The organism is Streptomyces sp. WAC06614, assembly GCF_003949795.1.
In the GTDB taxonomy this organism is placed as follows: Bacteria; Actinomycetota; Actinomycetes; order Streptomycetales; family Streptomycetaceae; genus Streptomyces.
Map to the genome: position 1 here is coordinate 37,662 of NZ_RPRY01000013.1, position 12,353 is coordinate 50,014.

General features: G+C 74.1%; 12 protein-coding genes. 7 read left to right on the top strand and 5 right to left on the bottom strand.

All coding sequences use genetic code 11. From position 1 onward, the window contains the following. Nucleotides 1–7: 7 nt before the first annotated feature. Together EF918_RS03485 and EF918_RS03490 are read right to left on the bottom strand one after the other, a co-directional pair. The gene (locus EF918_RS03485; protein ID WP_125640396.1) at nt 8–1,552 is read right to left on the bottom strand and encodes a M28 family metallopeptidase; all 1,545 of its coding nucleotides are present in this window, start codon (nt 1,550–1,552) and stop codon (nt 8–10) included. Nucleotides 1,553–1,768: 216 nt separating this feature from the next. Next, a complete protein-coding gene (locus EF918_RS03490) occupies nt 1,769–2,890 on the bottom strand; it encodes a DUF5937 family protein (RefSeq protein WP_125640399.1) in 1,122 nt (373 codons plus the stop codon). A 150-nt stretch (nt 2,891–3,040) separates the two neighbouring features. Here EF918_RS03490 and EF918_RS03495 point away from each other — a divergent pair, with 150 nt between their 5' ends. Next, nucleotides 3,041–3,247, top strand: a complete 207-nt coding sequence (locus tag EF918_RS03495; protein WP_125640401.1) for a hypothetical protein — start codon at nt 3,041–3,043, stop codon at nt 3,245–3,247. A 103-nt stretch (nt 3,248–3,350) separates the two neighbouring features. Here EF918_RS03495 and EF918_RS03500 read toward each other — a convergent pair whose 3' ends face one another. Then, a complete protein-coding gene (locus tag EF918_RS03500; RefSeq protein WP_125640406.1) occupies nt 3,351–4,514 on the bottom strand; it encodes a low specificity L-threonine aldolase in 1,164 nt (387 codons plus the stop codon). 101 nt (nt 4,515–4,615) lie between these two features. Between EF918_RS03500 and EF918_RS03505 the strand changes: the two genes are divergently transcribed. The 5 genes from EF918_RS03505 to EF918_RS03525 are packed head-to-tail and all read left to right on the top strand — an operon-like array spanning nt 4,616 to nt 10,064. Continuing rightward, complete coding sequence (locus EF918_RS03505) at nt 4,616–5,518, top strand: Rossmann-like and DUF2520 domain-containing protein (RefSeq protein ID WP_125640409.1); 903 nt, start codon at nt 4,616–4,618, stop codon at nt 5,516–5,518. Continuing rightward, nucleotides 5,515–6,519, top strand: a complete 1,005-nt coding sequence (gene panC, locus EF918_RS03510) for a pantoate--beta-alanine ligase (RefSeq protein WP_125640412.1) — start codon at nt 5,515–5,517, stop codon at nt 6,517–6,519. Before EF918_RS03505 ends, panC begins: the two co-directional genes overlap by 4 nt. Further along, the gene (locus EF918_RS03515; protein WP_125640417.1) at nt 6,516–8,270 is read left to right on the top strand and encodes an L-aspartate oxidase; all 1,755 of its coding nucleotides are present in this window, start codon (nt 6,516–6,518) and stop codon (nt 8,268–8,270) included. Before panC ends, EF918_RS03515 begins: the two co-directional genes overlap by 4 nt. Before the next feature lie 8 nt (nt 8,271–8,278). Beyond that, a complete protein-coding gene (gene nadC, locus EF918_RS03520) occupies nt 8,279–9,250 on the top strand; it encodes a carboxylating nicotinate-nucleotide diphosphorylase (protein WP_125640420.1) in 972 nt (323 codons plus the stop codon). A gap of 4 nt (nt 9,251–9,254) precedes the next feature. Continuing rightward, entirely contained in the window at nt 9,255–10,064 is an 810-nt protein-coding gene (locus tag EF918_RS03525; RefSeq protein WP_125640423.1) for a type III pantothenate kinase, read from the top strand. Here EF918_RS03525 and EF918_RS03530 read toward each other — a convergent pair. Next, nucleotides 10,061–11,056, bottom strand: a complete 996-nt coding sequence (locus EF918_RS03530) for a YafY family protein (RefSeq protein ID WP_125640426.1) — start codon at nt 11,054–11,056, stop codon at nt 10,061–10,063. The genes EF918_RS03525 and EF918_RS03530 overlap by 4 nt on opposite strands. Then, a complete protein-coding gene (locus tag EF918_RS03535; RefSeq protein WP_125640429.1) occupies nt 11,053–11,724 on the bottom strand; it encodes a DUF4386 domain-containing protein in 672 nt (223 codons plus the stop codon). The genes EF918_RS03530 and EF918_RS03535 overlap by 4 nt, the downstream gene beginning before the upstream one ends. 81 nt (nt 11,725–11,805) lie before the next feature. Between EF918_RS03535 and EF918_RS03540 the strand changes: the two genes are divergently transcribed. Then, complete coding sequence (locus EF918_RS03540) at nt 11,806–12,321, top strand: TetR/AcrR family transcriptional regulator C-terminal domain-containing protein (protein ID WP_312847805.1); 516 nt, start codon at nt 11,806–11,808, stop codon at nt 12,319–12,321. The last annotated feature ends 32 nt before the right edge of the window (nt 12,322–12,353 follow it).

Consider the following 12,353-nt stretch of genomic DNA (forward strand, 5'->3'; position numbering starts at 1 on the left):
AGGCCCGTTACTCGGAGACCTCGTGGCCCTCGTGGAGGCCACCGCCGCTGCCGGCGGAGCCGTCCGTCGGCTGGGAGGTGACGGGCGCGGTCAGCGGGGACAGGTCCCACGCGTAGTGGCCCACCGCGTTCGCGATGACGTCCACGTTGATGTCCAGCGCCTTCTGGTCGATGTTCGCCAGGGTGTCACCGGCGCCGTGGTAGTTCACGTCGTACGCGACGCCCGCCTGGCCGCCGAACTTCGCCGCCTGCTCGGGCGTCTTGATGCCCTCCGCACCCGTGAAGGTGCCGCCCGACGGGATGCCGACCTCGATGAACGGGCCGTAGTCCGAGCGGCCCGTGAAGTCGGTGCCCTCGTGCGGGATGTTCTTGGAGTCCAGGAAGTCGGTGATGCCCTTCTCCAGCTGGGCCGAGCCCTCCGGGCCGGGGCCGGCGCCCACGCCGTCGGAGTTGTCGCCGTCGTAGACGAAGTACGCCGCGTTCGGCGAGGCGATCATGTCGAAGTTCAGGTAGAGCTTGATCTGCTTCTTCTGCTCGTCCGTCAGCGAAGCGACGTACGCCTCCGAGCCGAGCAGGCCGAACTCCTCCGCCGACCACCAGGCGAACTTCACCTTGTTCTTGATCTTCTTCTGGTCGCCCGCCAGCCGCTGCGCGACCTGGAGGATGCCCGCCGAGCCGGAGCCGTTGTCGTTGATGCCGGGGCCGGCCGCGACCGAGTCCAGGTGGGCGCCCAGGAACACCGTGTTGTTCGGGTCGCCGCCCTTGGTCTCGGCCACGACGTTGTACGTCTTGCGGTTCTCGCGCAGCTCACGGATGTCCAGGGTCACCGAGACCGGGCCGGCCGTGGCCTCGGCCGCCAGCTTCTGGCCGTCCTCCTGGGTGATGCCGCCGGTCGGGATCTTCCCGGCCGCCGGGTCGCCGAGGGTGCCGTTCAGGGCGCCCGCCGTGTTGTTGTAGATGACCGCGCCCACCGCCCCGGCGGCCGCCGCGTTCTGCTGCTTGACCGCGAAGGTGCAGCCACCGCGCTTGATCAGCGCGATCTTGCCGGTGAAGGTGCCCGCCGCGAAGTCGCCCGGCTCGCAGCCGTTGGTGCCGTCCGCGTCCACCGGGGCGACGGCCACGTCCGCGGTGACGCCCTGCGCCGGGCCGCTCGCGGTGTAGGTCATCAGCTTGATCGGGACGTCCCGCTGGGTGGCGCCGTGCACCGACAGCTTCTCCGCGATCGTCTGGACGTAGACGAAGTCGAATTCGTGCTTGGAGACCTCGTAACCGGCCGCCTTCAGCACCTGCGTCACGTACTGGGCCGACTGCTCGTGCCCCTTGGAACCGGCCACTCGCGTACCGCCGTTGTAATCGGCGATCGACTGCAGCACCTTGAGGTGGTTGTACGCGCCCTTGCCGGTGGCGTCCTTGACCAGCTTCCGGGCGAGTGCGTCCGCGTGCGCGGCGTCGCTCTGCGGGCTGGTGGCACCGGCCGGCCCGGCCAGGAGCAGCGGCGATACGAGTGCCGTGGCGGCCAGGGCGGCGACTGCGGCTATACGGCGAGAGGGCATGGAGGTCCTTTCACGCGGGCAGACGAGCGGAACAGAGAAGGGTGTGCGGGCAGGACGGATCGGCCTGCGAAGTGCACGTGCGGGTGAGCGGTGGACGCACGTTATGCAGCTGACCGCCACTCTGGCCAGAGTTTTCGCTGATTTCGGTTTATGAATTCCGTATATCGGTACGCCGGTCGGTGTCCGGGCGGGCGCGAAGGGCCCTCGTGGCGCAGGTCAGCGGAGGATCCCCTCGATGAAGTCCGACCCGATCCGGGCGACCGCGGACAGATCCAACTGATGCTGCACATAGCGGCCTTGTCGCTGCATGTGCAGCAGCCCCGCCTTCCGCAGCACCGTCAGGTGCCGGGACACCTCCGGGGCCGTCACCCCGTACACGTTCGCCAGCTCGCTCGTCGTGTACGGCCCCCGCGCCAGGCTCCGGCACAGCTGCATCCGCATCGGGTGCGCGAGGGCCTCCATGCGCCGCTGGAGCAGCTCCACCGAGCCGGTGCCCGGGGGAAGTTCGGGCGTGGACAGCGGGTAGTGCACGACGGGGCGCCAGCCGGGGGCGTGCAGCACCAGCAGGTGCGGCCAGCCGAAATGGGTGGGTATGAAGACCAGCCCGACGCCGACGGTCGGATCGGTGGCGGTGGCGGTGCCGTTGACCAGCTTGTCGACCGTGATCCGGGTGCGCGCCTCGTCCACGTCGAGGGCGCCCGAGACCTCCGCCAGCACCGCCGGCAGGCCCTTGCGGCGCAGCACCTCCGTCTTGTGGCGGGCGTCGGCGGTCTGCTGCGGCTCGATCCGGCGCCAGGTGTCGGCGAAGAACGCCTCGTCGCACTCCTCCAGCAGGGTGCGCAGCCACACCCGCACCCGTGCGGTGTCGTCCAGCAGCCGCAACGAGAAATCCAGCTGCCGCGGTCCCCGCGCGGCGGCCGTCTCCAGCGCCTTGGCCCGCGCGGCCGGGTCCTTGAGCGGGGACGGGGTGCCCTGGTTGTACAGCGCCAGCCAGCAGTGCTCCAGCGCGGCCCGCACGAACCGTTCGTCGTCCATCCGGTCCAGCAGGTCGAGTTCCTCGGCCAGCGTGGCGCCGGGCACGCCGGGGCCGCCGGGGACGCCCGCGAACGGCATGAAGATGTCGGCGAACGACGTGCGCCACATGAAGTCCGCCTCCAGCAGCCGGTCGGCCAGGCACGGGTCGAGGGCGGCGGAGGTGGCGGTGGTCCAGGACTGCAACCCCGGATGGTGGGCGGGCTGCGACAGCGCGTGCAGGGCCATGCAGAGCTCGGCCAGCGGGGAGGTGGCGAAGGTGATCCGCTCCTGCGGCAGCCCGGCGATGTCGATGCTCACGCTCATGTGCCCATTCTCGGCAGCAGGGCGACCGGTGCGCGGGCCGGGGTCGGCCGACTGGCCCCGTCAGCACCGCATAAACGCAGGTCGCGGGGACGATTGACGGAGGCCGTCAATCGTCGCGCGGCCCGGCGCCGACGGGTCCAGGGTGGGTACATGACCGCGATCGAGCAGTACCTCATCGACACGTACCGGGCGGCCCAGCACGGCACCCCGGCCCCGCCGCCGCCCGGCCGCGACGACGTCGCCGTGGTGCGGTCCGCCCGCTCGTACGAGCAGTGCCACGCCGTCCTCGACGGACGCCCGGCGAACCACCCCTGGCGGGCGGCCCTGCACCGCCTCCTGATCCGCGGCGGGGCCTAGCCCCGCCGTGGCCTAGCCCCGCCGCGGCCTAGCCCCGCCGCGGCCTGGCCCCGCCGGGGCCGTGCCCGTCCGGGCCGGACCTCTCCGGTCCCGGGCCGGGCCGCTACGCCGTCTCCTCCCGCAGGAGCCCGACGTAGTCCGCGACGGCCCCGTGCACGTCCTGCGCCGTCCACGACAGCGCCTCCGCGGTGATCGTCAGCTCGGTCAGCGACGTCCCCGGCGGGCCGTCCGGCCACCAGCCCCGGAACAGGCAGGTCCCGGTCTCCTCCGCCATCCGCACCGACGCCCGGGTCAGCACCTCCGCCCCGTACGGCAGCCACACCTGGAACTGGTGGGTGTGCGGCACCTCCGGGTTGATCCGGAACCACGGCACGCCCGCCGCCTCGAAGCCCTTCGCGAGCGCCCCGGCGATCGTCCGGGCGTGCCGGACGTACTCCGGCAGCCTCGGCAGTTCCCGCTCCAGCCCGGCCAGCGCCGACAGGGCCTGCGGGAACTGGCGGAAGACCCGGCCGCCGTAGCGCAGCCGCCACTCCCGTGCCTCGGCGACCAGCGAAGCGGAACCGGCCAGGGCGGCCCCGCCCAGGCCGCCCAGCGACTTGTAGAAGGAGACGTACACACTGTCCGCCAGGCCGGCGATCTCCGCCAGCGGGCGGCCGAAGTGGGTGGTGGTCTCCCACAGCCGGGCCCCGTCGAAATGGACCACGGCGTCCCGCTCCCGGGCCGCCTCGACCAGCGCGCACAGCTCCTCCCACGAGGGCAGCAGGAAGCCCGGGTCGCGCAGCGGCAGCTCGACCATCAGCGTGCCGAACGGCTCGGCCAGCTCCCGTACCTCCTCGGCCGTGGGCTGGCGGCGTTCGTCGGTGGGGTGCACCGTGCGCAGCCCCGCCACCGTGGTCAGCGCCCCGCCCTCCCACCGCTCGGGGTGCCCCATCGGGTGCAGCGCCACCACCGGGTTCCCGGTCCGGCCCGCCCAGCAGCGCAGCGCGACCTGCTGGGCCATGGTCCCGGACGGGAAGAACGCGGCCGCCTCCGTGCCGAGGAGTTCCGCGACCCGCTCCTCCAGCCGGGCCACCACCCCGTCGCCGTATACGTCCGCCGGCTCGTCGGGGTCGTCGGTGGTCAGGGAGGCGAGCAGCTCCCCGACGGTCGGGTCCTTCGGGCCGCGCGTCAGCCGTCGCTGTGCCCCGCGCCAGGCCGCCCGTTCCCGCGCGGGCCGGTCCTCGTCGCCCGACTGCCTGTCGTCCTGGTGTCCGTCCTGATCACTCATGGGCCGATCATGGCCCGGGACACGCGGCCGGGGCCACAGGGCTAGCATGGCGACGTATCGTCCGGTACCCCCCGCGGACTGGAACGGAAGGCATTCCCCGCGTGAATCCCACCCCGCAGCCGCGCCCCGCCCGGCTCGCCGTCGGCGTCGTCGGCGCAGGCCGCGTCGGCCCCGCGCTCGCCCGCGCGCTCCAGCTCGCCGGGCACCGGCCCGTCGCCGTCTCCGGTGTCTCCGACACCTCGGTGCGTCGGGCCGCGGAGATGCTGCCGGACGTGCCGCTCGTGCCGCCGTCGCAGGTGCTGGCGATGTCCGACCTGGTGCTGCTGACCGTGCCCGACGACGCCCTGCCCGGCCTGGTGCAGGGGCTCGCCGACACCGGCGCGGTCCGGCCCGGGCAGCTGCTCGTGCACACCTCCGGCCGGTACGGGGCCGCCGTGCTGGACCCCGCCCGGCGGGCGGGGGCGCTGCCGCTGGCGCTGCACCCCGCGATGACCTTCACCGGGACCATGGTCGACGTGCAGCGGCTGGCCGGCTGCTCGTTCGGCGTGACCGCCCCCGAGGAGCTGCGCCTGGCCGCCGAGGCCCTGGTCATCGAGATGGGCGGCGAACCCGAGTGGATCGCCGAGGCGGCCCGGCCGCTCTACCACGCCGGCCTCGCCCTCGGCTCGAACTACCTGGTCACGCTGGTGGCCCAGGCCATGGAGCTGCTGCGCACCGCCGGGGTGGAGCACCCGGACCGGATGCTCGGCCCGCTGCTCGGTGCCGCCCTCGACAACGCCCTGCGCTCCGGGGACGCGGCCCTGACCGGCCCGGTCGCCCGCGGGGACGCCGGTACGGTCGCCGCGCACGTGGCCGAGCTGCGCCGGCACGCCCCGGCCATGGTGGCCGGCTACCTCGCGATGGCCCGGACCACCGCCGACCGGGCGCTGGCCCAGGGCCTGCTCAAGCCGGAACTGGCCGAGGACCTCCTCGGCGTCCTCGCCGAGGAGGAAGAGGGACGATGACCGACCTGCTGCTGTCCACCGCCGACGAGCTGCACCGGCTGCCGCGCACCGGCACCGGGCCCCGCTGCGTCGTGATGACCATGGGCGCGCTGCACGAGGGCCACGCCACCTTGATCCGTACCGCCCGCGAGCGGGCCGGCGCCGAGGGCCAGGTCGTCGTCACCGTCTTCGTCAACCCCTTGCAGTTCGGGCCGAACGAGGACCTCGACCGCTACCCCCGCACCCTCCAGGCCGATCTGCTGCTGGCCGAGGAGGCGGGCGCGGACGCCGTGTTCGCCCCGTCCGTGGACGAGGTCTACCCGGGCGGCGCCCCGCAGGTGCGGGTCAGCGCCGGACCGATGGGCGAGCGCCTCGAAGGCGCCACCCGCCCCGGGCACTTCGACGGCATGCTGACCGTGGTCGCCAAGCTCCTCCACCTCACCCGGCCGGACGTGGCGTTCTTCGGGCAGAAGGACGCGCAGCAGCTGGCCCTGATCCGGCGCATGGTGACCGACCTGAACTTCCCCGTCGAGGTGGCCGGCGTACCGACCGTCCGCGAGCCGGACGGGCTGGCCCTGTCCAGCCGCAACCGCTACCTCTCCCAGGACGAGCGCCGCACCGCCCTGGCCCTGTCCCGGGCGCTGTTCGCCGGCCGCGACCGGCTCGCCGCGCAGGCCGCGCTGCTGGCCCGGGCCGAGGCGGTCGCCGCCCCGGCCGGGGACGAGCGGGCCACCGGCCTGGCCAAGCTCGGCGAGGCCCGGGCCTCCGCCGACGCGCACGCGGTCTCGGCGGCCGCCGGCGGCCTGGCCGACGGCGTACGGGCCGCGGCCCGGCAGGTGCTGGAGCAGGCCGGGCGGGCCCAGCCGCCGCTGGAGCTGGACTACCTGGCGCTGGTCGACCCCGCCGACTTCACCGACGTCGGCCCCGACTTCGCCGGACCGGCCGTGCTGGCCGTCGCCGCGAAGGTCGGCGCGACCCGGCTGATCGACAACATCCCATTGGAGTTCGGAGCACACTCGTGAGCACCCCTGGCACAGGCCCGTCCGTCACGGGCACCGGCACCGGAGCCACCGGCGGCACCGGCATACGGCTGCACGCCCCGGCCCCCGGCTGGGCCCTGGAGGCCGACGTCGTGGTCGTCGGCTCCGGCGTCGCGGGCCTGACCGCCGCGCTGCGCTGCGCCGCCACCGGCCGTCGTACGGTCGTGGTCACCAAGGCCCGGCTCGACGACGGCTCCACCCGCTGGGCGCAGGGCGGGATCGCCGCCGCCCTCGGCGAGGGCGACACCCCCGAACAGCACCTGGACGACACCCTGGTGGCCGGCGCCGGCCTGTGCGACGAGCACGCCGTGCGCCTGCTGGTCACCGAGGGCCCGGACGCGGTCCGCCGGCTCATCGACACCGGCGCCGTCTTCGACACCTCCGCCGAGACCGGTGAGATCGAGCTGACCCGCGAGGGCGGCCACCACCGCCGCCGGATCGCGCACGCCGGCGGCGACGCGACCGGCGCCGAGATCAGCCGCGCCCTGGTCGAGGCCGTCCACGCGGCCGGGATCGAGACGGTCGAGAACGCGCTGGTGCTGGACCTGCTCCAGGACGCCGAGGGCCGCACGGCCGGCGTCACCCTGCACGTGATGGGCGAGGGCCAGCACGACGGCGTCGGCGCCGTCCACGCGCCCGCCGTGATCCTGGCGACCGGCGGCATGGGCCAGGTGTTCTCCGCCACCACCAACCCGTCGGTCTCCACCGGCGACGGGGTCGCGCTGGCGCTGCGCGCCGGGGCCGAGGTCTCCGACCTGGAATTCGTCCAGTTCCACCCGACCGTGCTGTTCCTCGGCACGGACGCCGAGGGCCAGCAGCCGCTGGTGTCCGAGGCCGTCCGCGGCGAGGGCGCCCACCTGGTCGACGCCGACGGCGTCCGCTTCATGCTCGGCCAGCACGAACTGGCCGAGCTGGCTCCGCGCGACATCGTCGCCAAGGCCATCATGCGCCGCATGCAGGAGCAGGACGCCCGGCACATGTACCTCGACGCCCGGCACTTCGGTGCCGAGATGTGGGAGCAGCGCTTCCCCACCATCCTGGCCGCCTGCCGCGCCCACGGCATCGACCCGGTGACCACGCCGATCCCGGTCGCGCCCGCCGCGCACTACGCCTCCGGCGGCGTCCGCACCGACCTGCACGGCCGGACCACCGTGCCCGGCCTGTACGCGTGCGGCGAGGTCGCCTGCACCGGGGTGCACGGCGCCAACCGGCTCGCCTCCAACTCCCTGCTGGAGGGCCTGGTGTTCGCCGAGCGGATCGCCGCCGACATCGCGGCCCGCCCGCCGCGCGGCAGCGGCCCCGGCATACCCGTGCCGTCGACCGGCCCGCTCCAGCCCGCCGAGGCCCGCCACGAGGTCCAGCGCATCATGACCGCGGGCGCGGGCGTGCTGCGTTCGGCCGCGTCGCTGCGCGCCGCCGCCGAGGCCCTGGAGGCGCTCTACGCCGACGCGCTCGGCGCGTTGGAGACCCAGGGCAAGACGGCCGAGCCGGGCGTGGAGACCTGGGAGGCCACCAACCTGCTGTGCGTGGCCCGGGTGCTGGTCGCCGCCGCGCTGCGCCGCGAGGAGACCCGCGGCTGCCACTGGCGCGAGGACCACCCCGGACGCGACGACTCCGCCTGGCGCCGCCATCTCGTGGTACGCCTGTCGGAGACCGAGCGCCGCGCCCTGGTCGTCACCCCCACCGACACCGCGGACTTCCCGCCCGTACACCCCCCGAGCCAGGAGCAGTGACCCGAACCGTGAGCACCGAACTTCCCCTGATCAACCCCGAGAACGAAGACGGCGGCTGCGGCGACGACTGCGCCTGCGGCAGCGGCGACGAGAGCGGCCTGGACCCGGCGCTGGCCCAGCTCCTGGCGGACGCCGGCCTGGACCCGATCGAGGTCGAGGACATCGCGCACATGGCCCTGTCGGAGGACCTCGACGGCGGCGTCGACGTCACCACCGTGGCCACCGTGCCCGAAGAGGCCGTGGCGACGGCCGACTTCACCGCCCGCGAGGCCGGTGTGGTGGCGGGCCTGCGGGTGGCCGAGGCCGTCCTGTCCGTCGTCTGCACCGACGCGTTCGAGGTCGAGCGGCACGCGGAGGACGGCGACCGGGTCGAGGCCGGTCAGGTGCTGCTGTCGGTGACGGCCCGCACCCGTGACCTGCTGACCGGTGAGCGCAGCGCCCTGAACCTCCTGTGCCGGCTGTCCGGCATCGCCACCGCCACCCGGCGCTGGGCGGACGTCCTGGAGGGCACCGGGGCCAAGGTGCGCGACACCCGCAAGACCACGCCGGGCCTGCGCTGCCTGGAGAAGTACGCGGTGCGCTGCGGCGGCGGCGTCAACCACCGCATGTCGCTGTCGGACGCGGCCCTGGTGAAGGACAACCACGTGGTCGCCGCGGGCGGGGTCGCGCAGGCCTTCAAGGCGGTCCGCGAGGCGTTCCCCGAGGTGCCGATCGAGGTCGAGGTCGACACCATGCACCAGGTGCGCGAGGTCATCGACGCCGGCGCCGACCTGATCCTGCTGGACAACTTCACCGTCCCGGAGACCGAGGAGGCCGTCACCCTGGTCGCCGGGCGGGCCGCCCTGGAGTCCAGCGGCCGGCTGACCCTGGAGACCGCCCGCGCCTACGCCGAGACGGGCGTGGACTTCCTGGCCGTCGGTGCGCTGACCCACTCCTCGCCGATCCTCGACATCGGTCTCGACCTGCGCGAAGCGGTGTGACCCCATGCTGCTGACCATCGACGTGGGCAACAGCCAGACGGTGCTGGGGCTGTTCGACGGTGACGAGATCGTCGAGCACTGGCGGGTCTCGACCGATCCGCGCCGGACGGCGGACGAGATGGCCGTGCTGATGCAGGGCCTGATGGGCATGCACCCGATGCTCGGCAGCGAGCTGGGCGACGGCATCCACGGCATCGCCATCTGCTCGACCGTACCGGCCGTGATGCACGAGCTGCGCGAGGTCACCCGCCGGTACTACGGCGACGTGCCCGCCGTGCTGGTCGAGCCCGGCGTCAAGACGGGGGTGCCGATCCTCACGGACAACCCCAAGGAGGTCGGCGCCGACCGCATCATCAACGCGTGCGCGGCCGTCGAGCTCTACGGGGGCCCGGCGATCGTGGTCGACTTCGGCACGGCGACCACGTTCGACGCGGTGTCCCCGCGCGGGGAGTACGTGGGCGGGGTGATCGCGCCCGGGATAGAGATCTCCATGGAGGCGCTCGGGATGCGCGGCGCGATGCTGCGCAAGATCGAGCTGGCCCGGCCCCGGAACGTCATCGGCAAGTCCACCGTCGAGGCGATGCAGGCCGGGGTCGTCTACGGGTTCGCCGGGCAGGTCGACGGGGTGGTGCGGCGGATGTCGCGCGAACTGGTCGGTCCCGCGGGCGACCCGGACGACGTCCGGGTCATCGCCACCGGCGGACTGGCGCCGATGGTGCTGGGCGAGGCCGCGGAGATCGACGATCACGAGCCGTGGCTGACGCTGATCGGCCTGCGCCTGGTGTACGAGCGGAACACGCCCAACTTCGCCTAGGGCGTGTCCGCCCCCGGCCCGCTACGGCCCCCGGTGGCGTAGCGGGCGGCCAAGGCCCGTGCGGCCGTGGCCAGTTCCGCGCGCAGGGCCTCCGGGCCGAGGACCTCGGCCTCGGCGCCCAGGGCGAGGAACTGGGACGTGGCCCGGGCGGTGGATTCCACCGGCAGGGTGGCCCGGGTCCAGCCGGGCAGGTCCGGGTCCGGTTCACCGGTGGTCCGCAGGGCGCGGGCCTGCACGCCGCTGAGCCGGGCCGCCGCGCGGGGGGAGAGGCGGACCAGGGCCCGGTCGGGGTGGAGCTGGGCGTGGAACTCGGCCTGGGTGTGCCGCCAGTGGGTGGCCAGGTCGAAGTCCTGCGGTGGTTCCACGGGGGTGTCGGTCGGGGTCAGGGCCTGGATCTGGTCCACCCGGTACGTCCTCGGGGCCTGCGGGCCCGCCACCAGGTACCAGCGGCCGGCCTTGAGGACCAGGCCGTAGGGGGCCAGGCGGCGCTCCACCTCGTGCGGTTCCTTCCAGCGCCGGTAGCGCACCTCGATCTCCCGGCCCCGCCACACCGCGTCGGCCACCTGCCCGAGGAACGGGGCCTCGACGTGCTCGGCGTACCAGCCGGGGGCGTCCAGGTGGAAGCGCAGCCGCATGCGGTCCGACTGCTCCCGCAGGTGCGCGGGCAGGGCCGCACGCAGCTTCAGGCCGGCCGCCGCCACCTCCTGGCCCAGGCCGAGTTGGGCGGCCGGGCCCGGCAGGCCGGTCAGGAACAGGGCCTCGGCCTCGGCCGTGTTCAGTCCGGTCAGCCGGGTGCGGTAGCCGTCCAGGAGGCGGTAGCCGCCGCGGTGGCCGGCGTCGCCGTAGACCGGGACCCCGGCGGCGGCCAGCGCCTCCATGTCCCGGTAGACCGTGCGTACGGAGACCTCCAGCTCGCGCGCGAGGTCCTCGGCGGTGGTCCGCTCACGGGTCTGGAGCAGGAGCAGGATGGAGAGCAGGCGGCTCGACTTCACCGCGCCAGGATGGCAGGGGAGAAGCCCTTGGTCAGCAGGCGGACGGCCAGGGCGACCTCCCAGGCGAACACCGGGAGCGCGGCGAGCGACCCGGGCGCGGAGACCTGGGGGTAGAGGCCGAACAGGACGCACAGGCCCGAGACGCCGATCAGCGGCCCGCCGACCAGTCCCAGCCCGGTGATCGCCCGGGGCACCAGCCGGGCCCGGTGCAGCAGCCAGGCCAGCAGCAGGGTGTTGGCGCCGAGGGCGAGGTTCGGGCCGAGGAGGAAGGTCCAGTCGTGGACCGCCGTCAGGGCCCGGGCGACCGCCAGCGTGGCGTCCGGATCTCCCGCGGCCGTGCCGTGCAGGGTCACCACCGCGAGGACGGCGAGGATGCCGATCGTGATGACCGCCGCCTCCAGCAGCCGGGCGCAGAGGTGGGCGAGGGCGAGGCCCTCGTGCCGGCGGCGGAGCACCGGGTAGAGGGTGACGGCGGTGCCGGTGACGGCCGCGACCAGCAGGAGTTCGCAGGCCGCCCCCAGCAGCGCCCGGGTGTCGGGGCCGGGGGCGAGGACGTAGCCGGGGTCGTGCAGCAGCGGGCGGTAGAGCAGGAGTCCCGCGATCGCGGTGATCTCCGTGAGCAGGAACAGGATCCCGGCCGTGGTGGCCGTTCTTCGGGACGAGGACATGGGCGCGGCCTCCCTGGAGCTGGAGGTGTACGGCGTACACCTGGCCGTCACCGTAGGCGTACGGCGTACACTCGTCAAGCCGTGGAAGGGAGCTGGGACGACGTGGTGCGACGGGAGCCGCTCAGCCGGGAGCGGGTGCTGCGGGCCGCCGTGCGGCTCGCCGACGAGGTCGGGATCGACACGCTGAGCATGCGCCGGCTCGCCCAGGAACTGGGCGTGGTGCCGATGGCGCTCTACAAGCACGTGGCCCACAAGGACGAGCTGCTCGACGGCATGGTCGATCTCGTGGTCGGCGGCATCGAGCCGCCGGTGGCCGGCGGCGACTGGCAGCCGGCGGTGCGCCGGCGGATCCTCGCCGCGCGACGGGCCCTGCTGGGGCATCCGTGGGCGGCGCAGGTGGTCCAGTCGCGGGGCCGGCCCACCCCGGCCGTGCTCGCGTACGTGGACTCGCTGGCCGGGATGTTCCGGGCGGGCGGCTTCTCCGTGGACCTGACCCATCACGCGCTGCACGCGCTGGGGAGCCGGATGCTGGGCTTCACCCAGGAGCTGTTCGACGACTCGGCGCCGGCGCCGAGTCGTCGAACAGCTCCTGGGTGAAGCCCAGCATCCGGCTCCCCAGCGCGTGCAGC